This is a genomic window from Bradyrhizobium macuxiense, assembly GCF_001542415.1.
Classification (GTDB): Bacteria; Pseudomonadota; Alphaproteobacteria; order Rhizobiales; family Xanthobacteraceae; genus Bradyrhizobium; species Bradyrhizobium macuxiense.
In genome coordinates this window covers 115,802-137,513 of sequence record NZ_LNCU01000098.1, presented here as the reverse complement: position 1 = coordinate 137,513, position 21,712 = coordinate 115,802, and the positions used below count along the sequence as shown (strand labels likewise).

General features: G+C 63.6%; 25 protein-coding genes. 10 read left to right on the top strand and 15 right to left on the bottom strand.

All coding sequences use genetic code 11. From position 1 onward, the window contains the following. Nucleotides 1–347: 347 nt before the first annotated feature. The 4 genes from lanM (at nt 348) to AS156_RS29790 (ending at nt 2,569) form a co-directional block, all read left to right on the top strand. Nucleotides 348–746 carry a lanmodulin LanM gene (gene lanM / locus AS156_RS29805; RefSeq protein WP_066512377.1) on the top strand — a complete coding sequence of 133 codons (399 nt, stop codon included), beginning with the start codon at nt 348–350 and terminating at the stop codon, nt 744–746. A gap of 307 nt (nt 747–1,053) precedes the next feature. After that, nucleotides 1,054–1,134 (top strand): pyrroloquinoline quinone precursor peptide PqqA, encoded by an 81-nt coding sequence (pqqA, locus tag AS156_RS29800; protein WP_035721241.1) that lies wholly within the window; start codon nt 1,054–1,056, stop codon nt 1,132–1,134. Nucleotides 1,135–1,404: 270 nt separating this feature from the next. Next, nucleotides 1,405–2,232 carry a transporter gene (locus AS156_RS29795; RefSeq protein ID WP_245313132.1) on the top strand — a complete coding sequence of 276 codons (828 nt, stop codon included), beginning with the start codon at nt 1,405–1,407 and terminating at the stop codon, nt 2,230–2,232. Nucleotides 2,233–2,332: 100 nt separating this feature from the next. After that, nucleotides 2,333–2,569: a hypothetical protein gene (locus tag AS156_RS29790; protein ID WP_066512261.1), complete on the top strand. Its 237-nt coding sequence runs from the start codon at nt 2,333–2,335 to the stop codon at nt 2,567–2,569. Nucleotides 2,570–2,573: 4 nt separating this feature from the next. Here AS156_RS29790 and AS156_RS29785 read toward each other — a convergent pair whose 3' ends face one another. From AS156_RS29785 to AS156_RS29770, 4 genes are read right to left on the bottom strand one after another with little or no spacing between them, the layout of a single operon-like run. Then, nucleotides 2,574–2,927, bottom strand: coding sequence for a hypothetical protein (locus AS156_RS29785; protein ID WP_066512260.1), 354 nt, complete (start codon nt 2,925–2,927; stop codon nt 2,574–2,576). Between the two features lie 41 nt (nt 2,928–2,968). After that, nucleotides 2,969–3,679, bottom strand: coding sequence for an ABC transporter ATP-binding protein (locus AS156_RS29780; protein WP_066512252.1), 711 nt, complete (start codon nt 3,677–3,679; stop codon nt 2,969–2,971). Further along, a complete protein-coding gene (locus tag AS156_RS29775; RefSeq protein WP_066512247.1) occupies nt 3,669–4,406 on the bottom strand; it encodes an ABC transporter permease in 738 nt (245 codons plus the stop codon). The genes AS156_RS29780 and AS156_RS29775 overlap by 11 nt, the downstream gene beginning before the upstream one ends. Nucleotide 4,407: 1 nt before the next feature. Beyond that, nucleotides 4,408–5,370, bottom strand: coding sequence for an ABC transporter substrate-binding protein (locus AS156_RS29770; RefSeq protein ID WP_245313137.1), 963 nt, complete (start codon nt 5,368–5,370; stop codon nt 4,408–4,410). Nucleotides 5,371–5,474: 104 nt separating this feature from the next. Here AS156_RS29770 and AS156_RS29765 point away from each other — a divergent pair, with 104 nt between their 5' ends. Next, nucleotides 5,475–5,834: a hypothetical protein gene (locus tag AS156_RS29765; RefSeq protein WP_066512238.1), complete on the top strand. Its 360-nt coding sequence runs from the start codon at nt 5,475–5,477 to the stop codon at nt 5,832–5,834. A gap of 24 nt (nt 5,835–5,858) precedes the next feature. Here the strand turns inward: AS156_RS29765 and AS156_RS29760 are convergent, their stop codons facing one another. Together AS156_RS29760 and AS156_RS29755 are read right to left on the bottom strand one after the other, a co-directional pair. Next, nucleotides 5,859–6,689, bottom strand: coding sequence for a quinoprotein dehydrogenase-associated SoxYZ-like carrier (locus AS156_RS29760; protein ID WP_082747804.1), 831 nt, complete (start codon nt 6,687–6,689; stop codon nt 5,859–5,861). A gap of 46 nt (nt 6,690–6,735) precedes the next feature. Then, nucleotides 6,736–7,662 (bottom strand): quinoprotein relay system zinc metallohydrolase 2, encoded by a 927-nt coding sequence (locus AS156_RS29755; RefSeq protein WP_066512237.1) that lies wholly within the window; start codon nt 7,660–7,662, stop codon nt 6,736–6,738. A gap of 155 nt (nt 7,663–7,817) precedes the next feature. Between AS156_RS29755 and AS156_RS29750 the strand changes: the two genes are divergently transcribed. Together AS156_RS29750 and AS156_RS29745 are read left to right on the top strand one after the other, a co-directional pair. Then, nucleotides 7,818–8,699 carry a substrate-binding domain-containing protein gene (locus tag AS156_RS29750; RefSeq protein ID WP_066512236.1) on the top strand — a complete coding sequence of 294 codons (882 nt, stop codon included), beginning with the start codon at nt 7,818–7,820 and terminating at the stop codon, nt 8,697–8,699. After that, the gene (locus AS156_RS29745) at nt 8,696–9,259 is read left to right on the top strand and encodes a PQQ-dependent catabolism-associated CXXCW motif protein (RefSeq protein WP_066512235.1); all 564 of its coding nucleotides are present in this window, start codon (nt 8,696–8,698) and stop codon (nt 9,257–9,259) included. Before AS156_RS29750 ends, AS156_RS29745 begins: the two co-directional genes overlap by 4 nt. A 20-nt stretch (nt 9,260–9,279) precedes the next feature. Here the strand turns inward: AS156_RS29745 and AS156_RS29740 are convergent, their stop codons facing one another. The 6 genes from AS156_RS29740 to AS156_RS29715 all read right to left on the bottom strand — a co-directional run bounded on the left by AS156_RS29740 (nt 9,280) and on the right by AS156_RS29715 (nt 14,145). After that, nucleotides 9,280–9,579: a copper-binding protein gene (locus tag AS156_RS29740; RefSeq protein WP_066512232.1), complete on the bottom strand. Its 300-nt coding sequence runs from the start codon at nt 9,577–9,579 to the stop codon at nt 9,280–9,282. A gap of 109 nt (nt 9,580–9,688) precedes the next feature. Beyond that, complete coding sequence (locus tag AS156_RS29735) at nt 9,689–10,318, bottom strand: hypothetical protein (protein ID WP_066512229.1); 630 nt, start codon at nt 10,316–10,318, stop codon at nt 9,689–9,691. Continuing rightward, entirely contained in the window at nt 10,315–11,163 is an 849-nt protein-coding gene (locus AS156_RS29730; protein WP_066512227.1) for an ABC transporter permease, read from the bottom strand. Before AS156_RS29730 ends, AS156_RS29735 begins: the two co-directional genes overlap by 4 nt. Further along, the gene (locus tag AS156_RS29725; protein ID WP_066512225.1) at nt 11,160–11,981 is read right to left on the bottom strand and encodes an ABC transporter ATP-binding protein; all 822 of its coding nucleotides are present in this window, start codon (nt 11,979–11,981) and stop codon (nt 11,160–11,162) included. Before AS156_RS29725 ends, AS156_RS29730 begins: the two co-directional genes overlap by 4 nt. Beyond that, entirely contained in the window at nt 11,978–12,949 is a 972-nt protein-coding gene (locus AS156_RS29720) for a YVTN family beta-propeller repeat protein (RefSeq protein ID WP_066512222.1), read from the bottom strand. The genes AS156_RS29725 and AS156_RS29720 overlap by 4 nt, the downstream gene beginning before the upstream one ends. A gap of 14 nt (nt 12,950–12,963) precedes the next feature. Continuing rightward, the gene (locus tag AS156_RS29715; RefSeq protein WP_066512220.1) at nt 12,964–14,145 is read right to left on the bottom strand and encodes an ABC transporter substrate-binding protein; all 1,182 of its coding nucleotides are present in this window, start codon (nt 14,143–14,145) and stop codon (nt 12,964–12,966) included. Between the two features lie 144 nt (nt 14,146–14,289). On the opposite strand from AS156_RS29715, the gene AS156_RS29710 reads away from it, so the two are divergent. Further along, the gene (locus AS156_RS29710) at nt 14,290–14,805 is read left to right on the top strand and encodes a DUF3280 domain-containing protein (RefSeq protein WP_082747808.1); all 516 of its coding nucleotides are present in this window, start codon (nt 14,290–14,292) and stop codon (nt 14,803–14,805) included. A 13-nt stretch (nt 14,806–14,818) separates the two neighbouring features. Here the strand turns inward: AS156_RS29710 and fghA are convergent, their stop codons facing one another. Together fghA and AS156_RS29700 are read right to left on the bottom strand one after the other, a co-directional pair. Beyond that, nucleotides 14,819–15,664 carry an S-formylglutathione hydrolase gene (gene fghA / locus AS156_RS29705; RefSeq protein ID WP_066512218.1) on the bottom strand — a complete coding sequence of 282 codons (846 nt, stop codon included), beginning with the start codon at nt 15,662–15,664 and terminating at the stop codon, nt 14,819–14,821. Between the two features lie 25 nt (nt 15,665–15,689). Then, a complete protein-coding gene (locus tag AS156_RS29700; protein WP_066512216.1) occupies nt 15,690–16,310 on the bottom strand; it encodes a response regulator transcription factor in 621 nt (206 codons plus the stop codon). Nucleotides 16,311–16,499: 189 nt separating this feature from the next. On the opposite strand from AS156_RS29700, the gene AS156_RS29695 reads away from it, so the two are divergent. Beyond that, complete coding sequence (locus AS156_RS29695) at nt 16,500–17,864, top strand: histidine kinase (RefSeq protein ID WP_066512215.1); 1,365 nt, start codon at nt 16,500–16,502, stop codon at nt 17,862–17,864. A 130-nt stretch (nt 17,865–17,994) separates the two neighbouring features. After that, the gene (locus AS156_RS29690; RefSeq protein ID WP_066512214.1) at nt 17,995–20,436 is read left to right on the top strand and encodes a TonB-dependent receptor; all 2,442 of its coding nucleotides are present in this window, start codon (nt 17,995–17,997) and stop codon (nt 20,434–20,436) included. A gap of 84 nt (nt 20,437–20,520) precedes the next feature. Here the strand turns inward: AS156_RS29690 and AS156_RS29685 are convergent, their stop codons facing one another. Next, entirely contained in the window at nt 20,521–21,495 is a 975-nt protein-coding gene (locus AS156_RS29685; protein WP_066512212.1) for a helix-turn-helix domain-containing protein, read from the bottom strand. Between the last annotated feature and the right edge of the window lie 217 nt (nt 21,496–21,712).

Genomic DNA, 21,712 nt, shown 5'->3' with positions numbered 1-21,712 from the left:
GGCCGAGCCGCTCCTTGCCGGTCAGAGTACCTTGCCGGGTCGTCTGTCCGGCCGGGGCAGCGGCCCCACTCTCGGCAGACGCGGATCCGACGAGGCAGAGCGCGAAGAAGCAGCCCAGGGCATTCCTGTAGATATGGCGCATGGCTGGCCTCGCTCGATCTTATGGTGCGATGCAATCGACTGACACCGTCAGATGATCACACGGGCCGTTTCTTTCCACCCGAAACCCGATCGCCTTTCGCAGCCCGTACAATCTGTGCGAACTTTCGCTGAGATCTGTTATCGTCGTTCGCGATTTCCCGGCAACGCTCAGCGTCGCCGTCGGGGTACCCCAGGGGAGACGAATGATGATATCGCGCCGATCCGTTGCTCTGACATTGGTCGGAGCAGTTCTGTCCGGTCCCGCCTTGGCGGCGTCCCGCCACGGCAGCGCGCTCAAGATGCTCGATCCGGACAATGACGGTACCGTCGATCTCGCCGAGGCCAAGAAGGCCGCGGCCGCCCTGTTTGCCAAGCTCGATCCTGATCATGACGGCACGCTCGACGTGCGCGAGCTGCGGGGACGGCTCACGGCAAAGGAGCTCGCGGCGGCAGATCCCGATCACGACGGCACCCTCACGCTCGACGAATATCTCGCGGTCGTCGAACAGCGCTTCAACGCGGCCGATCCGGACAAGGACGGAACGCTCGATGCGAAGGAGCTGAAGTCGCGCGCCGGGCGGGCACTGCTGCGCCTGCTCAAATAGGGCCATGCACCGGTTCGACCCGGACCGTGACAAAAAAAAGTTGCGATTTCACTCCTGGACAAGACGCAGGTGAAGCGACCGAGGCAGTGATTGATGGCGGCGCGGCAAAAGCCGGAAAATGCCTGACAGAACAATGTCGGGAGTTCCGACTCGCATCCGCTCCCGCCGGGCGTGGTCGCGCCCTTTGTCAAGCCGCATGTCCAGCAGCGAAGTCGGCCGTTATCCCCCGAGCTTGCGCCGTGCCGGGGGTGGTCCTAGCTTCCGCCCGGGCGCGAGCTATCGCGCCAGCTGACTTGGGAGCACGCGAATGACCTGGAAGACTCCGAAGATCGTCGAAGTGCCGGTGGGCATGGAAATCAACATGTACGCCTGCGCAGCGCGCAAGTGACTTGAGGCGATTTGCCCGGCTCGTGCAGCTCGCTGCATCGAGCCGTGGCAGACGTCTCAGTTACAGCGGCTGTTGAACCATCGATGGCCGCGATCGGTACGAAGGCCGGCTTCCACTGCCGATTTCCGCCTGTAGCCGATTTGCCGACTGCCTCGCGCCTGCGTTAGGGTTGCACCTCTTTGCAGTGGCGCGGATTTTCAAGTCGGTCCGATGGCTATCGGAATCAAGAATGTTCATTGGGCAGAGACGTTATGCGCTGCGAGCGCGATCGTGGCCGCGCTGTTGCCGCTTGCCGTGCAAGCTGAAGAAGGTGTCGATACCGAGCACATCTTCGGATTCATGATCGGATCGGATGTTGGCCCCGTCGGGGAGCGCGAATTCCAGACCGAGACCACAGGCCGCTTCGGCAAGGATAGCGGAACCTATCGCGCGCTTGGTCAGCAGCTCGAGGCGGAGTTCGTGCCCATGCAGGATTTCCGCGTCGAGGTCGGAACGACGTTCATGGCGCATGACATCGCCGGTGTGCCCGGTCTCGACGATCGCCGCCAGCTGTCCTGGCAGGGCGTATCGGTCGATCTTCGTTACCGCTTTCTCGATCGCGAGACCGCCCCGTTCGGCATGACGCTGGCGATGGAGACTCACGCCGATCGCGTCGACGAGACGACCGCGGCCGTGGTCCGCAGCTACAGCACCGAACTCACGGCCGCGTTCGACCGCGAGATCATTCCGAACGTTGCGGTGGCGGCCTTCAATCTCAGCTATCAGCCGGAATGGACACGCATGCCCCAGACCGGCGCCGCCGAGCAGGACGCCACCCTCGGCGCGGCGTTCGGGCTGATGGTGCAGGTGCGGCCGGACATCCTGCTTGGAGGCGAAGTGCGCTACTTCAGGAAATATGACGGGATCGGCCTCGACGCGTTCGCGGGGCAGGCGCTGTTCATCGGCCCGACCGCTTATTTCCAGATATCCAAACGCTCGCGCCTGACTGCGTCCTGGGGCGTCCAGGCCTGGGGGCAGCGTACGGGGAGCAACGCGACGCTCGACCTCGTCAATTTCGAGCGCCACCAGGCGCGGCTAGTGTTCGGGCTCAACTTCTAGGCCGGTTCCTGTTCACTTTCACGAGGCCGTGAAACCTTGGATTGCCTGATCACGTACTTCGCCGCATTATCTGGCGATGGGCACGTTTTGAGGAGTGCACATGAACCTGATCGACCTGATCGTCACCGTATGTGCCGTGGTGTCGCCCGCGAGCTGCGAAGAGAAGCACCTGGTCTTCGACTGGCAGGGATCGTTGCAGCAATGCGCGATGGCCGCACCGCCCTATATCGCGCAATGGATCGGCGAGCATCCGAAATGGACAGCCGTCAAATGGCGTTGCGAATATCCGCACGCTCATGACCATGCCGGCGCAGGCGGCGGCGCGCACATCGGCTAGGCGCTTACTTGTTGCAGTTTTTGAGGTCCTTGTCGGAGACCGAGAACACGGCGTCTGCCTTGATCTCGATGTCACGGACGAAGCACTGCTTGGCGCCGGCGTAGCTGACCTTGGCATCGTAGCGGCCGGGCTCGACGCCGGTGATGCGCAGGCGCTCGTCGTGGTCGACCTCTTTGTCCTTGTCGTTCAGCGTCTGGTTGGGACCCCACTCGTTCTTGCCGGCTGGCGACAGCTCGAAGCCCGAGATCGTCGCGCTGGTCAGATTCCACAGGCGAATGCCTTTGCCCTTGCTCTGGGCGAGCGCCATGCCCGGCAGAGCGAGCAACGAGACGGCAACGACGATCAACGCACGCGACATCGAAAGAACCTCCCTGGATTTCGTTCAAGGATGAACGCGTCTCACATATTTGCAAGGTCCAACTGCGCGAGCCGCGTCTTGATCTCGGTGATCTCTTGCTCGCTCCGTGTCGGCCGCGGCGTCGTGATCGTCTCGACGTGAAGGATCCGGGCCGGCCGTGCCGACAGGAAGAACAGCCGATCGCCGAGGCGGACTGCGTCGTCGAGATCATGGGTGACCAGGAGCGTCATCATCTTGCGGCTGGCGACCAGCGTGGCGATCTGGTCCCGCAGCCGCCCGGCGAGCGCGCTGTCGAGTGAAGCCAGTGGCTCGTCGAGGATCAGGAAATCGGGTTCGACGGCAAACGCTCGCGCCAACGCGACGCGGCGGGCGAGCCCGAGCGACAATTCGCCGGGGAAATGGCTGCGGTGCGCGCTCAACTCCAGCACCTCGAACAGCGTCGACAATCTGCTGTCGTCGACATGCGGCGCCGCGAGCCGCACATTCTCCTCAACCGAACGCCACGGCAGCAGCCGCGGATCCTGAAACACCATGCCGAGCCGGACGCCGGCGGAGCGCACGACTTGGCCCTGGTAGTTGTGGTCGAGGCCGGCAAGGATCCTGAGCAGGGTACTCTTGCCGCAGCCCGAGGGGCCGAACACCACGCCGACTTCGCCGGCGTTGAGCGTGAAGGTGACCCCTGCGAGCACGTCGTGGCGCTTGCCCGCCGCGCTCTCGTAGCTCTTGCCCGTGATATTGACGTCAAGCTGCACGGAGCCGCCACCGCGATAGTCTGGTTTCAAACGGCTGCACCAGCAGGGTTTCGATGACCAGCACGACCGCCGCAAAGCTCAAGGAGTAGGCGAGCAGCAGCGGGATGTCGAACAGCTGGAACGCGACGCCGATCTCGAAGCCGACGCCGTTCGGCCGGCCCAGCAACTCGGCGACCAGCACGATCTTCCACACCAGCGAGAGCCCGGATCGCGCCGCGGCGGCGATGTAGGGCGCAAGCTGCGGCAGGATCACGTGCCGGTACAGGCGACCGCGTGGAAACGCAAAGGCGGTCGCCATCTCGTCCAGTGCCGGATCGAGCGCGCGAGCGCCCTCGCGCAGGGTAACGACCGCGGTCGGCAGCTTGTTGATTGCGATCGCTGCGATCGCCGCGACTTCGGTGAGCCCGGCCCAGATATAAGCCAGCACGATCACGACGAGCGCCGGCAGGTTAAGCAGCAGGATCAGCCAGGGATCGCCGATCCGGTCGACCAGCCGGACCCGGCCCATCGCGTAGCCGATCGCCGAGCCGAGTGCCATGGCCAGCGTGAAAGCCAGCGCAACGCGCGCCAGCGTCGCGCCGAGATTGAGGAACAGCGCCCCGGATCTGGCTTCGGTCATCATCGCCGACAGCACGATCGGCGGCGCCGGCAATTTGGCCTCGCCGATCAGAAGCGAGGCAATCCACCAGGTCACGATGAACAGCACGAATGACAGGAGACGCAGCACCTCAATCTCCAGGGATGGCTTGATAGAAGGTGCCGGGATCGAGTTCGGTTGCGTTCCCGACCAGCTCGCGGCCGCCGATCTGCGCCAGCACACGATAGAGCACGCGTGCATCTGCCTCCTCGTCGGCCACCGGGCGGCGCGGAATGCCTTCGCGGTAGCGGTCGCGATAGGCATGCAGGGTGGCGGCATCGGGCGCGCCGGTGAGCGGCGCGATCGCGTCCCATTCGGCATCCGAGGTCGCGAGTATCTCCTTTGCCGCGCGGGTCATGGCGATGAAACGGGCCACCGTGTCGCGGTGGGCGTCGGCCCAGGCTTCGTCGAAGACGTAGCCGATCATCGCGATCCGTCCCTTGGTGCCGAGCTTCTTGAGGATGTCCTCCATGCCGGCAAGGCGGCGAAAGCCCTTGGCTTCGAGGGCCGCACAGAAATTCCAGTAGTTGAGCACGGCGTCCATCTCGCCGCTGACCGTCTTGGCTGCGAGCAGCGGCGGCGCACCGTAGACGATGGTCGATTGCGATTTCAGGTCGATACCGTCCTGCTTCAGCGCCGCCTGCAGCAGCAGCCAGTTCTTGTCGATTGCGCCACCGGCGATGGCGAGCTTGTGCCCTCTGAGATCAGCGAGCGTCTTGATCGGCGACGAGGCCGGGACCATCACGGCGCCGAGCGCGCTCGAATAGGGATAGAACTGCAGCTTGGCGCCGAGCGAGCGCTCACGCGAGACCCACGGCCAGTCGGATACCATCACGTCGGCCGTACCGGCACGCAGCGCGATCTTGCCGGCCTCTGGACTCGCGAGCTCGACGGTGTCGATCGACAAATTGGCCTTCTTGTCGAGACCGTGGGAGCGGATGACCGCCAGTTCCCAGGCCAGCGTCCCGGTCTTCTGCGCTGCAATGCGGATGGTCTCCGCGTCGCAGGAGGTGCCGGCCTGCATGACGGCCAGAACGGCCGCGGCCAGCAGCATGCGAACAGAACCCTTCATTGTCTCGTGAGCCACTTCCCCGAATGTTTTCTTTTCTGTCGTAGACTCATAGCATAGCCTGCGGCAGCAGAAGAGGAAGCAGGACCATGGCACGAGCTGGCATGCTAGGACCGATTGTCGCCGTCGCGGCCGTGCTCGCAGCGACGGGCATGAGCGCGCGGGCCGATGAAGTCAACGACTATCCGACCTCGGCGCGGGCCGACTATGTCTTCGGCTGCATGAAGGCCAATGGCGAGACCCAGCAGACGATGGAGCAGTGCTCCTGCTCGATCGACATTGTCGCATCGCTGCTACCCTATGACCGCTATGTCACGGCCGAAACCGTATTGAGCATGTCGCAGGTGCACGGCAATTTGGGGACGCAGTTCCGCTCATCCGAGCAGGCCACCAACGCGCTCAATGATCTGCGGCGGGCGCAGGCGGAAGCCGAAGTCAGGTGCTTCTAGCGTCAGACTAGATGGCCAGAGGCGTCAGGTCCCGGAAGCGTCGGCATTCCATTCATGCTGGAAGACATGCCCGTCGGTGTCCTTGGCCTCGGCGCGGAAGTGCTTTGCCCCATTCGAAACGTAGGTAAAGCGGATATTGGGGTCTTCGGAGATCGAGATTCCGCCCTCCATCGCCAGCACCGGGCTGTCGTCCTGCCAGAGCTGCACCTCGTTGATGAAGAAGGCGGGGATATAGAGGTGCGTGACCTGGTCCATCTGAAGGCCGGAATTGTTCGGATGGCCGATCATGATCTGGGCTTCGCGGATGTTGCTAGCCGGCCCCTGTTCCGGCCTGGCGAACTGCCGGTAGCGCATCTGACCTAACCGATTCTTCGCCTCTTCGGCATCTTTGACTGCTGGCGCCGAACAGCCGCCGGACGCCTTCACGTAGACCTTGGTTACGTAGAGCTTGCCGTCGCTGAGCTCGGCCACCGCGTGCACATCGGTGTAGTTGTTGACCCGGACGCGGGTCGAGATCTCGGTGACGTTGGCGTCCGGACCCAGCGTGAATTTCGCGGCCATCGGGGCGGGGTTCTGGTCGATTACGAGCGTGATCGTCTTGATGCGACGGTTGTCGCCGGGCGACAGCTTGGTGCGCAGCGTCACCGGGACGATCGCGGCGTCCTCCGCGCGTGCCGGCATCTCGATGCCGATCACGTCGCTGCCGTCATTCATCGGACGGTTGTTGAAGATGTCCTGCACGAGCCCCGGCCAGGGATCATAGGCATCCGCGGCCGCCGCGGGCGCGACGGATGCAGCCAGTGCGACTGACGCAAGGCTGGCGAAGCAGAGCAGGCGGATGCGATGTCGAAGCATGGTCACTGATCCAATTTGGCAGCATCACTATAGGATACTGCGGCAGCTATTCCCATTCCATTTCCGAAAATGCTGCAGTTGCGTTGCGCGCATTGTAGTCGTCGAACAGCTGCCAGCGCGACCGTTCGGACGCTGCGGCAGTTTCGGCGGCCACCGTGATCGGCTTGCCGCTGGCGATCAGTGCACGAACGTCCGCGGCCAGCGCGTTGAGATAGCGCCGCTCGTCGGCGAGCGCTGCAGGCCATTTGCTCACGGCTCCGTGACCGGGAACTACGCGCTCGGCGGGGATCGCAGCTAGCTCATCGAGCGCGTCCAGCCAGCCCTTCAGGCTGCCGTCGACCACCGGAATATGGGTCAGGAACACCAGGTCGCCCGCGAACAGGGTTTTGGTCCGCTCATCGAACACCGTGAGGTCGTTATCGCTGTGGGCCGGCGGCCACGCCTTGAGCGTGAGACTGCGACCGCCGAGATCGAGCTTGAGCGTGTCCTCGACCAGCACAGTTGGTGATACGAGGCGGACCTCGTCGATCAACGCATCGCCCATCGTACGGCGAAAACCGTCGAGGTAGAATTGCCCGCGCATCGTCAGGGCGCGCGGCAGGTTCTTGTGGCCGACGAAGCTCGCCCCGGGGTCCACGAAGGCAGCGTTGCCGAAGCTGTGGTCCGGATGGGCGTGGGTGTTGATCACGTAGCGGATCGGCTTGTCGGTATGCTTTCGGACCGCGGCCAGCAACTGGCGCCCTTCGCGGACGCTGCCGCCGGTGTCGATGACCGCGACGGCGCTATCGCCAACGATGAATCCCACATTGGCGATGGCGCCTTCGTTTTCGCGGGTCATTAGCGCGGTGACGCCGATGTGTACGAATATTCCCGGCGCGACTTCGCTTACAGGCAATTCCGGCTCTTGCGCCCGGGCTATGGTCGAGGCACCGAGCATCAGCAGCAGTGCGATCACTGAAATGCCATGAGCCATGTTTCCGCCTTAGTTTCACCGGGAGGCGCGATCTTCCGGTTTGCATTGCAGCAAGCAACGCGACGCTATCGCGAGGATTATTCCTGTTGCACGCCATGGTGCGCCGGGCAATCTATGGATGGCGGCGACCCGTCCGATCGAGAGGAGACCGTGTAATGAGAATTGTCGGATGTCGTCCCGTATTACTCGCGCTGGTCGGCCTTATCGCCTGCTTCGTCGGACGCGACGTGGCGCGTGCGCAGGTCAACGACCAGGGCGAACTCTCCATAGAACTGGTCGATCCTAAGGTGCTGCGCATCTGCGCCGATCCGCGCAACCTGCCGTTCTCGAACGACAAGGGTGAGGGATTCGAGAACAAGATCGGCGAGCTGTTTGCCGAGAAGCTGCAGAAGAAGCTCGACTACATGTATTTCCCCCAGGCGACCGGATTCGTGCGGGTGACGCTCGGATCGCATCGCTGCGACGTGATCCTGGGATTCCCGCAAGGCGACGACCTCGCGCAGGGGACCAATCCCTATTACCGCACGGCCTATGCGCTGATCACCAAGGCAGGAGGCGGCCTCGATGACGTCGCAACGCTGGAGGACGAGCGGCTGAAGGGCAAGCATATCGGCGTCGTCGCGGGCACGCCGCCTGCGACCAACATGGCGCTCGCCGGCCTGATGGGGAATGCGAAGCCATATCCGCTGATGATCGACACGCGTTTCGATTCCTCGGCGGAGGCGATGATCACCGATCTGACCAAAGGCGAGATCGATGCCGGTATCCTGTGGGGACCGATGGCGGGCTTTTACGCCAAAAAATCCAATCCGCCGCTGCATGTCACGCCGCTGGTCAAGGAGACCACGGGGCCGAAGCTCGTCTATCGCATCGGCATGGGCGTGCGTCCGGCCGATCAGAACTGGAAGCGCCAGCTCAATCGGCTGATTCAGGAGAACCAGCCGGCGATCAACAAGATCCTGCTCGACTACGGCGTGCCGCTGCTGGACGAGAATAACCAACCGATCGGACCGGAGACCGCAAACAAGTCGCCATGATCAGGCTGTCCGCAGCCGCGCTCGCAGCAATGCTTGCCATGGCCGCGCCTTCCGGCGCGCAGGAGAGGCCGACCGAACCTGCGGACTATCGCACCGAAGACTACCGTGCGCCGGTGCCTGCGACGCTGGCCGGCGCACGCGTGCTCACCACGGCGGAAGCGGAAACGATCTGGCGCGAGAAGTCCGGTACTTTCATCGATGTGCTGCCGCGTGCGCCGAAGCCGGCGAACCTGCCCGCCGGCACGGTGTGGCGCGACAGGCCGCGCCTCGATATCCCCGGCAGCATCTGGCTGCCCGACACCGGCTACGGCAGACTTGCCGCGCCGACCGAGGATTATCTGAAGCGCGGGCTGGTCCGCGCCTCCGGCGGTGACGCCACAAAGTTGCTCGTGATCTATTGCCAGGAGAATTGCTGGATGTCCTGGAATGCCGCCAAGCGCGTGCTGTCCTATGGCTATCGCAACGTCGCGTGGTATCCGGATGGAACCGACGGCTGGGAGCGTGACCTTTTGCCGCTTGCAGCCGCCGAGCCTGAGCCACGGGCTGGCGAGGAGAAATGACTCCCCGCGCCCGTGAGCCGTTACGGCTTCTGCTTCTCGAGCTTGCCGATCGTCTTGCCGCCGTTGCTCTCGGTGGCGGAGAAGGAGACCTTGTCGCCGGCGTGGAACTCCTCGAGCGATTGTCCCTTTGGCACCTTGTATTCCTGGGCATTGCCGCCCGCTGCGCCGACCGTGCCGGATTGCGTCTGCTGGATGACGATGGTTCCGGCCAATCGGTCAATCTTGGTGATCAGTCCCGACATGGATTGCTCGGCCAAAGCCGCTGACGTGACCAGGCTCGCGACCGCAAGGCTGGTCAGGGCGATCTTAGCTGCTCTCATCTATGTCTCCCAATTTCAGAGGTAGTTGGAGACAACGGGGAGGCGGGCCAGTTGGTTCCGCACTTTGTCCTGGAAGAAGGTCGCGAGGCCGAGGTGTCTTGCCGCAGGGCTAATCAAGTTCCTGCTGAATCGCACGGCTGAGCGCGAAAAGGCGCTGATCGATCGTGGTCGGCACCTCGCAGACATATTTCACCACGTGCCGGCGGTCCTCGAAGATCCGCGTCTCCCAGGTCAGCTGATTGCCGAGCGCATCGACCTTGGCCTGATCTGGCGGCGTGGCGTCCTGTAGGGCCTGCAACGCGAGCGTATCGTCTCGGATCTTTTCCGCCGCCGCGCGCTGCTTGCGCATGACGCGCTCCAGTCCGTTCATGACCGACGCGCGCTGCGCATTCAGCGTATCGAACAGGCCGGCAAACAGCAGTTTTCCGGCGTTGGTTTTGTCTGCCGCCGCAGCCGACAGGAAGCTGGTGATCTCCTTCTGCGCGTCCTCGATCGGAAATCGGCGCGCCGAAAGCTTCGTCACCAGTGCGCTGATTTTCGGATCGTCCTTCCACTTGGTTTCGGCGTCATCGAGCGGCGGCCCGGCCCAAACGGCGGCGATCGAGATTTCGGGGACCTTGGCCTGCGCGCATGGCCAGTCGGGATAGCGTGGATCGACGGCCCGCGCGGCTTGGCTCGACAGTGCGGCGGCGAGCAGCGCGCCGAGCGCGACTTGCCCAATTGTGCTTTGCCATCTCATGCCTCGCCTCCGCCAGGCCCGCGGCGGACCAGGCCGCGCGATGGATCGTAAGCAAAGATCGCGGCCACCATGAAGACCACCGTGCAGCCTCCGACCACTGCGAGCGAAACCCAGTTCATCTTGCCGTACAACGCAAACCGTATCAGCTCCACCGCATGCGTGAAGGGATTGCACTGGCAGACATAGTACAGCATCGGGCTGCCCTCCTGCACGCGCCAGAGCGGGTAGAGGGCCGATGATGCAAAGAACATCGGGAAGATGACAAAGTTCATCACACCGGCGAAATTCTCGAGCTGCTTGATGACGGACGAGATCAGCATGCCCAGCGCGCCGAGCATCAGGCCGGACAGCACCAGCGCCGGAAGCACCGTGAGATAGCCGATCGTCGGCGGCGCGATGTCCCAGAACCACGCGATCAGCAGGAAGGTGTAGACCTGCAGCACGGAGACGGCCGTGCCGGCCAGCAGCTTGCAGAACAACAGATAGCCGCGCGGCAGCGGGCTCACCAGCAACGTCCGCATGTTGCCCATCTCGCGGTCGTAGACCATCGACAGCGAGGACTGCATGCCGTTGAAGAGCTGGATCATGGCCATCAGGCCGGGCGCGATATAGACCTCGTAGAGGATATAGGTCTCGTAAGGTGGAATGATCGAGATGCCGAGGACCTGGCGGAAGCCGGCGGCGAAGATGAACAGCCACACCAGCGGCCGGACCAGCGCCGAGATGAAGCGCTCGCGCTGATGCAGGAAGCGCAGCGCCTCGCGCCACACGATGCCGTTGAGGCAGACGATGTATTCCGACAGCGAGAAGCCGCTTTTCGCCGATGCAACCGTCGTGCTGCTCATGAGGGTGGCCTCCCGGTGAGCGTTTGCGTCCCGGTCAGGCGCATGAACGCCGTGTTGACGTCCTGGGCGCCGGCTTCGGCAATCACGCGCGACACCTGGCCATGCGCCAGCATCTTGCCCTGATGCAGTACGACGAGGTCGTCGCTCGGCAGGATCTCGTCGAACAGATGCGTCGCCCACAGCACGCCGATGCCCTGTTCGGTGACGAGCTGCCGGACGTGGTCGAGGATGTCGGCGCGCGCCTTGACGTCGAGCCCGACGGTTGCCTCGTCGAGCAGCAGCAGGCGCGGCCGATGCAGCAGCGCGCGGGCGATCTCGAGCCGCCGCATCTGGCCGCCAGAGAGGTTGCGCACCTTGCTGCCGGCGCGATCGGCGAGGCCGATGCGGCCGAGCACCTCGGCGCTGCGCAGCCGCGCCTCGCGCCGCGAGATGCCGTGGAGGGCGGCGTGATAGAGCAGGTTCTGCGTCAGCGAAAGGTCGAGATCGAGCGTGCGCGGCTGGAACACGACGCCGAGCAGCCGCAATGCTTCGCCCGGTGTTCGGCTGATGTCATGGCCGAAGATGCTGATCTTGCCGGTCTGGATGCCGAACAGCCGCGTCACCAGCGAGAACAGCGTGCTCTTTCCCGCACCGTTGAGGCCGAGCAGGGCGGTGAAGCTGGCGGGCGCGACGGTGAAGTTGACGTCGATCAAGGCGCGGCGCTGTCCGTAGCTGTGGCTAATACGGTCGATGGACAGCGCGGGCTGCGCGGCCGCGGCCGGCTCCGGCGCGGGGTCCGGCAAAGGCTGATTTGCGATGTGCGCGTCCGTTGCTGTCATGGCTTTCCGATCGTGACCCCCCAGGGCAGCTCGCCGACCTGGATGGTCTTGATCACCTTCTGCGCGGCGACGTCGATCACCGAGACGTCGTTGGAGACGCCGTTGGTGACCATCAGGTATTTTTCATCCGGCGTGAAGTCCATGTGCCAGACCCGTTGGCCCACCAGCAAATATTTGAGCACCTTGTGCGTGGTGGCGTCGACCACCGCGACGCGGTTGGCCGGACCAAGCGCGATGAACGCCGTCTTGCCGTCCTTGGTCATGCCGATGCCGACCGGCTGGATCGCCTCGCTCCGCAGGCCGGGAATGTCGAAGGTGATCTTGCCGGTCACTACGCGCTTGGCGGGATCGATGATCGACACCGTGCCCCCGATCTCGGAGGACACCCACAGCTCGGACTCGTCCTGCTTGAACACGGCGAAGCGCGGTCGCGAGTCGACCAGCACGCTGGCCACGACCTGGCGCGTCGCGGTGTCGATGAAATGCGCCATGCTGGTGGTCTCGGAGGTGTTGATCAGGATCTTGCCATCCGGGCTGACGGCCATGCCTTCGGGTTCGACGCCGACCTGGATGTCGCCGATCCGGGACCGCTTCTCGAGGTCGATCACCGTAACGGTGTTGTCGTTCTCGTTGGCGACATACATGGTCTTGCCGGCGGCGTCCTGCGTGAACAGTTCGGGATCGGGACCGGAGGGGAGGGTGTCGACGATCTGCTGGGTCTTGGTATCGATCACCTGGATCGTGTCATCGTCTCCCACCGCGACCCACACGAACTTGCCGTCGTGGGAGAACTCGATGCCGCGCGGCCGCTGGCCGACCTTGATCGTGTTGGTGACGCTCCAGCTGTCGGTGTCGATCACCGTGACCGTGTTGCCCTTCTCGTTGGAGACGTAGGCGACGTAGGCGGACGCCGGCGCGGCGGCGGCGAGCCACGCGAACATCCCGGTGAACAGACAACGGCGCCACATGCGTTACTTCTCCCTCACTGCAGCTTGCACTTCGTCTCGGGCCGGTCAACACCGAGCGTATCGAGTTCGGAGACCTGATGCAGGAAGCCCTCCTGCGGCGACACCGAGACCACCATGCGACCGTCAGCCAAAAGGATCGGCTGCCGGAGCTGCAGATTCCAGTCCCGCAAGGTCAGTCGCGTGCCCTTGAAGGCGGCAACCGAGAAACTCGGCCCCTTGAGGAAGGCAATGACCTTCTTCGGATCATTGGAATTGGTGCGCGCCGTTGCCTCCCCGATCATGCGGGCGGCGGTCCAGGCCTGCATGTCGAGCGCCGTCATGTGCCGGTTGTTCAACTTGATGAAGCGGTTTTGTATCTGGATGGCACCCCACTGGTCATGCGCAGCGTCCCAACTGGTCGGCACCAGGCCGGCCGAGCCCGCCACCGGCCGCGGGTCCCAGGTCCGGTAGGGCAGATAGTCGGCGAACACCTCGCTCTCGTCGGCTGCGACGAGAACGTCATAGGCGGGCGCCTGCTGCGTGAACACCGGCATCTGGCGCTGGATCAGCGTCACGCCGCTGTCGGTGCGGCGCGCGCCGCCGGTGTCCTCGAACGTCCGCTCCTGGACGATCTTGGCGCCGAAGCGGGTGGCGGCGCGGCGCAGCGCATCGGCGTAGAGCTTGTCCGGCTCATGCGAGCCGACCACCAGCAGCCAGCGCTTCCACTGCTTCCACACCAGATACTGGCCGAGCGCATCCGCCAGCATCGAGCGAGTCGGGGCGACATGGACGACGTTGGCGCGACAATCCTGCTCGCGCAGCCGATCGTCGGTCGCGCCCGCGTTCAACAGCAGCGTGCCGCGATCGCGTAGCGCGTCGGCGACCTTGAGCAACGCATCGGCGGAGAGGTCGGTGATGATATAGTCGTTGCGGCTGGCGAGATCGGTCGCGACCTTGGCGACATCGTCGGTATCCTTGACCCGGACCTCGTCGAGCACGAAGTGCTGGTTGAGGAATTTGCCCGTCGTGTTGTTGTCTTCGATCGCGAGATTTGCGCCGGCGACGCCGTCGTTGGCGGCGGGTTGTTCGGCTAGCGACAACGTTTCCTTGACGCCGGCACGACCGAGATAGCCGATATGGATCTCGATCGGATCCGCCGCCAGCGCCTGGCTCGCTACCAGGCTGAGCGCGATCGCGCCGATCAGCCATCGGAACATAAGTCCTCCCGTTACGTCTTCTCTTTGTCGAGCATGCTTCCGCTTTTGCGGATCATGCTGCGGCTTGCAAGATGACCGAATTGTCCTAGCTTGCAACCCCGCATTTTGGCGTTGCCGCGTTACAAATTCGATTGGTTCACGATCATGAGATCGACATTCATCTTCGTCGTGGCGGTGCTCGTGATGTCGGCGGCGGTGCGCGCCGAACCGCCCAAGCTCGCGGTGTTCGACTTCGAGATGATCGACACGAGCCTGCAGGGCGAGGTGAACGGGCCGCGGGCGGACGAGCAGGCGCGGCTGGGCCGGACCGCCGATCAGGTGCGCAAGGAGCTGGCCGAGTCCGGCAAGTTCCGTGTCCTCGATGTCGCGCCGGTCAATGCTGCGGCGCACGACAGCAATCTTCAGGCCTGCGGCGGATGCGACGTGACGCTGGCCGACAAGCTCGGCGCCGATCTCGCGCTCACCGGCACAGTGCAGAAGGTCTCCAATCTGATCCTCAACATCAATCTCTATCTGCGCGACGTCCATAGCGGGAAACTGCTCACGGCTGCCAGCGCGGACATGCGCGGTAACACCGACGAATCCTGGTCGCGTGCGACCAGCTATCTCGTGCGCGAACGCCTTCTCGCGCCGAATTACGGCGCGCCGCAGGCGCGATAGAGCGAGGCAAAGGTCAGGCCTTCAGGCGTGCGGCGTGCCAGCGCAAATGATCGGTCATGAACGTTGAAATGAAGTAGTAGCTGTGGTCGTAGCCGGGCTGGCGCCGCAGGGTGAGGGGAGTGTTGGCCTTCTCGCAGGCGGCCTTCAAAAGCTCGGGCCGAAGCTGCTCGGTGAGAAACTGGTCGGCATCGCCGTAGTCGACGAGCAGATCGGAGAAGCGGGCGCCGTCCTCGATCAGCGCAACGGCGTCGTGCTTTCGCCACGCAGCCTTGTTGCTGCCGAGATAGCCGCCCAGCGCCTTGTTGCCCCATGGCACTTGCGAGGGCGCCACGATCGGCGCGAAGGCGCTCGCAGCGCGATAGCGCTTGGGGTGGCGCAGCGCCACGGTCAGTGCGCCATGGCCGCCCATCGAGTGGCCGAGGATCGATTGCCGAGTCGTATCGACAGGGAATTGCGCGGCGATCAGGGCAGGCAATTCCTCGGTGACATAGCTCCACATGCGATAATTGTTGGCAAACGGCGCTTCCGTCGCATCGACATAGAAGCCCGCGCCAAGTCCGAAATCGTACGAATTGGCGGGATCGCCGGGCACGCCTTCGCCGCGCGGGCTGGTATCGGGCGCAACGAAGATCAGGCCGAGCTCGGCGCAGGCCGCCCGAAACTCGCCTTTCTCCGTGACGTTGGCGTGGGTGCAAGTCAGTCCTGACAGATAGGTGACCACCGGAAGCTTCGCGCCGGCCGCATGAGCCGGGACGAACACTGAGAAGGTCATCTCGGTCTTGGTCTCACGGCTCGGATGGCGGTACACGCCCTGCACGCCGCCATGAGATTTGTTCTGGGAAATCGTCTGCATTGTCATGTCCCTTTAGCTGTGAAGCGCGGCGTCAGGCGACGCCGCTCTCGATTGCCAACCGCACCAGCTCCGCCGAGCTGCGCACGCCAAGCTTCTGGCGCATGATCGATGACGTATTGGCGACAGTCTTGTAGGAGGAATGAACCAGCCAGGCGACCTCCGACAGGCTCTTGCCGGAACTGAGCAGGCGCAGGATCTCCATCTCGCGCGAGGTCAGTTTGGACAGCGGATTTTGCGCGAAGGTCGGCCGCGCGAAGGCGACGCTGCGCGCAATCGCGGGCGGCAGATAGACGTCGCCATTGCCGACCTCGCGCACCGCTTCGACCAGATCATTGGGATCGCCGGTCTTGGAGACGTAACCCTTGGCGCCGACGTCGATGGCGCGTGCAGCAAACACCGGGTCGTCGTTCATGCTGAACATGATGATGCGTGCGGCGCCCTCGCGCGCCAGGATGCGGCGCGCCAGCTCGAAGCCGGAAACCGTCGGCAGGTTGATGTCGATCACGCAGATATCGGGCTTTTCGGCAACGAAGGCGCGTTCGCCGCTCTCGGCGTCCGGCGCTTCCAGCAGCACGATCTCGGGATCGTCGGCGAACACGGTACGGCAACCCGAGGCGACGATCGGATGGTCATCAACGATCAGAATGCGCATGGCGTTGTTCCGTCGACCCGCTTCAACCCGTTCATCATCGCATTACCTTGCACGAAGAACCGGTGAACACCGGTTCCGATCCGGTTGTGCACCGCGTGCGAGATTGCAGTAGGCTGCGATTAGATAGCCGGGCAAATTTGGCTGTCAACGATCCTCTGGGAGGAGGACGTCACGGTCAGGGGCAACGCGATGTGGCGAAAACTATCCTTGCGCGCACGGATCAACCTGCTGCTGGCGCTGATCCTGTTGATCGGACTGGGCATCAATATTGCGCGGCTCGTGCTGGAAGCGGGACCTCGGGTGCAGGCTGAAGACCAGAGCACGATCCGCCTGGCGCGCGAATTCGTCGGGACGATCGTTGCCGGTCTCAACGAAGCGCCGGATCCCGATGCGCGGCTTGATCGGATCGTCCAGGACCTGAGCCGGCTGCGTCATGTCAGCATCACGCGGCAGGATAACGCGACGGCCAAGGCGTCCGAGCGTCCGGAGGAAGTCAGCGACGGACGCGCGCCGCCAGCATGGTTCATCGCGCTGGTACATCCGGAGCAGACCTCGGTGCGGGTGCCGATTTCGATTCACGGCCAGCAGCAATCGCTGCTGATCACCTCGCATCCCGACGATGAAGTGGCCGAGATTTGGGACGGAATCGTCACCCAGGTCGAGGTCGGCTCGGCGATCGCGGTTGCGCTGTTTCTGGTCACCATGCTGGTGGTCGGCCGTGCGCTTGCACCGCTGGAGGCGTTGTCGCAGGCCATGACCAGCATCGAGGCGGGGTTCTACGATGTGCGGGTCGAACCGGGAGGATCGCCCGAGCTGGCCGCGATCTGTTCCAAACTGAACCATCTGGCGGCGACCCTGGGCGAGGCGGTGGACGGCAAGCGGCAGCTTGCCGAGCGCGCGGTGTCGTTGCAGGACTCCGAGCGCAAGGAGATCGCGCGCGAGCTGCACGACGAGTTCGGGCCCTATCTGTTTGCACTGCGAGCCCATGCGGGCGCCCTGACGCGCATGTCGGAGGTCGACAAGCCTGATCCGGTGGCGCTGCGCAAGCACGGCAATGCGATCCTCGAACAGGTCAACGCCCTTCAGCAGTTCACGCGCCGTATCCTCGAACGATTGCGTCCCGCCGGCTTGGCCGAGCTCGGGCTTCGCGATGCGCTCGGCGCATTGGTGCGGCTGTGGAGCGAGTCGCATCCCGAGGTGGAGATCGAGAGCAGCGTTTCGAGTGCGCTCGGCGACGCCGGCGAGATGGCCGATTTGACGATCTATCGCATCGTCCAGGAAGCTCTCACCAATGTTTTCCGGCACGCCGAGGCAACGGCGGTCAGCATCACGATCGCACCTGCCGATCGGCAGGCCGGCGTGCGCGACAGCCGCGTCTGCGCGCTGGTCCGCGTGAGCGACAATGGCCGCGGTCTGCGACCGGACCATAAGCTCGGGCGCGGTCTGACCGGAATGCGCGAACGGATCCTCGCGCTCGGCGGGACGCTCAACGTCAATTCGGGCGATGATGGCGTCACGGTCGAGGCGCTCGTTCCCAAGGCCGTGCAAGCCTAGAAGCGATCGCTTCGCTTGGATTCGGGAATTATTCCCGAATCTTTCGGGAACAGTTTTGGATGGCGTGGCGCGCAATCTGCTTACTAGTATCCCGGTACGAACCGGTGGGGATCGACAAGGCCGGTCGTCGATGGGTGGACGGATGGGCGGCGTGCGGTTCGTGATGGTCGCGTCAATTGCGATGGGCCTGGTTGTCGGCAAAGACGCCGCCTTTGCGCAAGGTGGATCCGAGCACGTCGAAACGCTGCCGCCGGTCGAGGTCACGGCGCCCAGCCAAGGCGTGAAGCGCGGTCGCCCGCGCGAGACGAGGCGTATCGTTCGTCCCCAGCCGAGAGTGGCGATACCGACCACGCCCGCATCGACGCCCTCGTCGGCATCCGCGATCGATGCCGACAAGGTTCCGGGCAGCGTCAACGTTGTCGACACCAGACTGATCGAACGGACCGGATCGCCCAACATCACGGACGCGTTGCAGCAGAGCGTACCCTCCGTCAACATCTCCGAGGTTACCGGCAATCCGTTTCAGCCGAATCTGGAGTTCCGGGGCTTCGTTGCGTCCCCCGTTTCAGGCACACCCCAGGGGCTCGCCGTCTATCAGAACGGCGTTCGCATCAACGAAGCCTTTGGCGATACCGTCAATTGGGACCTGATCCCGACCCTCGCGATCAAGTCGGTGACCGTCGTCACCAACAATCCAGCCTTCGGGCTCAATGCGCTCGGCGGTGCGGTGGACCTCCGGATGAAGGACGGTTTCAGCTATCAAGGTACCGAGCTCAGCGTGATCGGCGGCTCGTTCGGCCGCATCCAGGGCTCGGGGCAGTGGGGCAAGACGATCGACAATAACTATGCCGTCTACGGCGCCCTCGAGGGTGTGCACGACGACGGCTTCCGCAACTTCTCGCAGTCCGACATCCGCCGCTTCTACGGGGATATTGCCTACAAGAACGACGCCAACGAATTCCACCTCAACATGGGCGTTGCCGACAACAAGTTCGGCGCCACGGCAACCGTGCCCGCGGAATTGCTGCAGCAATATTGGGGCGCGACCTACACCACGCCGCAGACGTCGCACAATCAGGTGGGCTATTTCAACCTGACAGGCAAGGTCGAGGCGACGCCGACCTGGACCATCGAAGGTGCCGCGCATCTGCGCTTCTTCAAGCAAAGCACCCAGGACGCCAATCCGACCGGCACGCAGCCCTGCGACGACCCGACGCTGCTGTGCTTCGGCGACAGCTCGACGCCAGCCTTTGGCCTGAACGGCGTGCAGCTCAGCAATCCATTCCCGTCGGATGCGTTTCTGGGCGAGAACGACCGCACCTCGACGCGATCTACCACGGCCGGTTTCTCGCTGCAGGCGACCAACGACGACAAGCTGTTCGGCCACGGCAATCACTTCACCGTCGGCACCAGCATCGACACCAGCGTCACCTGGTTCAATGCCAGCGCCGAACTCGGCACCTTCGGCTCGAATTACGTCTTCAACGGCAGCGGCATTTTCCTCGGGCCCTCCGGGTCGCCCGTGACCGATGGACCGGTCTCGCTGCGAACCACCAACCAGTATATCGGCCTCTTCGCGCTCGACACGTTCGACGTCACCGACAGGTTTTCGATCACGGGAGGCGGCCGGTTCAACACGGCCAACGTCAACCTGCAGGATCAGCTCGGTACCGCGCTCAACGGCAACCATGACTACAACAGGTTCAATCCGGTCATCGGCGGTACCTACAAGATCACGCCCGAACTGACCTTCTATGCCGGCTATTCGGAGGCCAATCGCGCGCCGACGCCACTCGAATTGGGCTGTGCCGATCCGGCGCATCCATGCACGATTGCGAGCTTCCTGGTGTCGGATCCCGACCTCAAGCAGGTGGTGTCGCACACGATCGAAGCGGGGTTGCGCGGGACCAGAGAGCTCAACATCGGGACCCTGAGCTGGAAGCTCGGAGGTTTCCGCGCCAAGAACACCGACGACATTCTCGATATCCCAAGCCCCATACTGCAGGGCTTTGGTTATTTCCAGAACGTCGGCGATACAAGGCGGCAAGGCATCGAGGCCGAGGTCAACCTGAAATCGTCTGTACTGCAGGTCTATGCCAGCTATTCCTTCATCGATGCGCGTTTCCTGAACTCGCTGTTGCTCGGCTCGAACAGCCCGTTTGCGGACGCCAACGGCAACATCCAGGTTTCGCCCGGCGACCAGATCCCTGCGATTCCGCGCCATCGCATCAAGGCCGGCATCGACTATGCCGTTACGGATCAATTCAGGATCGGCGGCGACGCCATCTGGGTCAGCAGCCAGTATTTCATTGGTGACGCATCCAACCAGGCGCCGAAGCTGCCGTCCTACGCCGTGGTCAACGCGCACGCGTCGTACCAGATCAACAAGACCTTCCAGATCTTCGGCCGCATCGATAACATCTTCGACAATCGCTACGCGACCTACGGCACCTTCTTCGACACTGGTCAGCTGCCGAACTTTGCCAATGGCGGAGCGCCCTTTACCGACCCGCGCTCGCTCAGCCCGGCGCGGCCGCGCGCCTTCTATGCGGGCCTCAAGGCGACGTTCTAGGATTGTCGCGGCGAGCAGGTGAAGATCGCCTATGTCGGCACCGGCGAAATGCCGGTCGCCGTGCCCGGATGCCGGACGGAGGCGTTACTCCAGCACCACATCCGCCGGAATGCCGCCGTGCTGCGCCTTGTTGACGGACGAGGGCGCGATGCCGAAATACTTCCGGAACACGCGGCTGAAATGCGAGGAGCTCGAGAAGCCCCACGAAAATGCGACGTCCGTGATGGTCTTGCCGTTCTGGGATTCCAGCTCCTGCCGGCAGTGCTGCAGCCGGGCCCGCCAGATGTAGTCGCTGACCGTCATGCCGCGATCGCTGAACAGCATGTGCAGATAGCGCTTGGAGCAGCCGAGCGCCGTGGAAATGCGGTCGATACACAGATCGGGGTCGCGCAGATGCTCGCGGATGAAGCCTTGCGCCCGGACATAGGTCGCCTCGGCGCTGCCGCGGTCGAACATCGCGCCGGTCTCGCGCAGCGGCAGCAGCAGCAGGTCGATCAGCGAATCGGCGACGCCGACCGCATTGAGCGGGGACAGCTTCGAGGCCTCGCCGAAAGCGGCGTGCACGAAGTCATAGGCGATGCGGCCGGTGCCGTTGCGCGCCGACAGCTTGCACGGCGCCATCTTGGAGAGCTGGAAGCCGCGCTCCTTCAGGAGATCCTTGGGGACGATGACGACCTCGTGACGCGTCAGGGACGGGCTGATGATGGTGTGCGGGCAGGAGACGTCGTAGGCGAAGCAGTCGCCGGGCACGATGTCGAAGTGCCGGCCTTCCTGCTCGAAATGCGACACGCCATGTGTCTGGAAGAGGATCTTGATGTAGGGGTGTTCGCTCAACTTGATGCGCGAGAACGTGTGCGCGATTCGATGCTGACTTGCCTCGATTTGGCACAGCTTCAAGCGCGACACGGTGGTGTAGTTGATCCGTCCCTCGAGCGAGGACCCTTCGAGGGCATCGACCTCGAACTGACCGCACAGGTCGGTCAGCGCATCGGACCAGCGCTCGATTTGCCGCTTGGGCGTCAAGCCGTTTGTGCTGAGTGAATGGACTGTATCGGACATCTTTCCAGCCACCGATTCGATCCCCAAACGTGACTGCTCATAGCGCGAAAGTCTGGCCCGAGATAATGCGCCTTTTCCCTCATTTCGTGAGCGGTAGAGGGGGAGGGCGGGATTCTTCCCGGTCAATGTCGGGCGATCCTCCGACTAAGTTCTTGCGCCGTCAAGCGCAACCTTGGAGGGCACGAGGCGCGACAATGCCTCTCGCTGGGCACTGATG

Bases quoted from the DNA above. Each gene is read 5' to 3' on its own strand.
- AS156_RS29695 (WP_066512215.1), top strand. From the start codon at position 16,500: ATGTGGCGAAAACTATCCTTGCGCGCACGGATCAACCTGCTGCTGGCG.
- AS156_RS29745 (WP_066512235.1), top strand. From the start codon at position 8,696: ATGATCAGGCTGTCCGCAGCCGCGCTCGCAGCAATGCTTGCCATGGCC.
- AS156_RS29730 (WP_066512227.1), bottom strand. From the start codon at position 11,163: ATGAGCAGCACGACGGTTGCATCGGCGAAAAGCGGCTTCTCGCTGTCG.
- AS156_RS29790 (WP_066512261.1), top strand. From the start codon at position 2,333: ATGAACCTGATCGACCTGATCGTCACCGTATGTGCCGTGGTGTCGCCC.
- AS156_RS29735 (WP_066512229.1), bottom strand. From the start codon at position 10,318: ATGAGATGGCAAAGCACAATTGGGCAAGTCGCGCTCGGCGCGCTGCTC.
- pqqA (WP_035721241.1), top strand. From the start codon at position 1,054: ATGACCTGGAAGACTCCGAAGATCGTCGAAGTGCCGGTGGGCATGGAA.
- AS156_RS29740 (WP_066512232.1), bottom strand. From the start codon at position 9,579: ATGAGAGCAGCTAAGATCGCCCTGACCAGCCTTGCGGTCGCGAGCCTG.
- AS156_RS29765 (WP_066512238.1), top strand. From the start codon at position 5,475: ATGGCACGAGCTGGCATGCTAGGACCGATTGTCGCCGTCGCGGCCGTG.
- AS156_RS29785 (WP_066512260.1), bottom strand. From the start codon at position 2,927: ATGTCGCGTGCGTTGATCGTCGTTGCCGTCTCGTTGCTCGCTCTGCCG.
- AS156_RS29720 (WP_066512222.1), bottom strand. From the start codon at position 12,949: ATGTGGCGCCGTTGTCTGTTCACCGGGATGTTCGCGTGGCTCGCCGCC.
- AS156_RS29770 (WP_245313137.1), bottom strand. From the start codon at position 5,370: ATGCTGCTGGCCGCGGCCGTTCTGGCCGTCATGCAGGCCGGCACCTCC.
- lanM (WP_066512377.1), top strand. From the start codon at position 348: ATGATATCGCGCCGATCCGTTGCTCTGACATTGGTCGGAGCAGTTCTG.
- AS156_RS29700 (WP_066512216.1), bottom strand. From the start codon at position 16,310: ATGCGCATTCTGATCGTTGATGACCATCCGATCGTCGCCTCGGGTTGC.
- AS156_RS29750 (WP_066512236.1), top strand. From the start codon at position 7,818: ATGAGAATTGTCGGATGTCGTCCCGTATTACTCGCGCTGGTCGGCCTT.
- AS156_RS29685 (WP_066512212.1), bottom strand. From the start codon at position 21,495: ATGTCCGATACAGTCCATTCACTCAGCACAAACGGCTTGACGCCCAAG.
- AS156_RS29755 (WP_066512237.1), bottom strand. From the start codon at position 7,662: ATGGCTCATGGCATTTCAGTGATCGCACTGCTGCTGATGCTCGGTGCC.
- AS156_RS29715 (WP_066512220.1), bottom strand. From the start codon at position 14,145: ATGTTCCGATGGCTGATCGGCGCGATCGCGCTCAGCCTGGTAGCGAGC.
- fghA (WP_066512218.1), bottom strand. From the start codon at position 15,664: ATGACAATGCAGACGATTTCCCAGAACAAATCTCATGGCGGCGTGCAG.
- AS156_RS29690 (WP_066512214.1), top strand. From the start codon at position 17,995: ATGGGTGGACGGATGGGCGGCGTGCGGTTCGTGATGGTCGCGTCAATT.
- AS156_RS29710 (WP_082747808.1), top strand. From the start codon at position 14,290: ATGAGATCGACATTCATCTTCGTCGTGGCGGTGCTCGTGATGTCGGCG.
- AS156_RS29760 (WP_082747804.1), bottom strand. From the start codon at position 6,689: ATGCTTCGACATCGCATCCGCCTGCTCTGCTTCGCCAGCCTTGCGTCA.
- AS156_RS29725 (WP_066512225.1), bottom strand. From the start codon at position 11,981: ATGACAGCAACGGACGCGCACATCGCAAATCAGCCTTTGCCGGACCCC.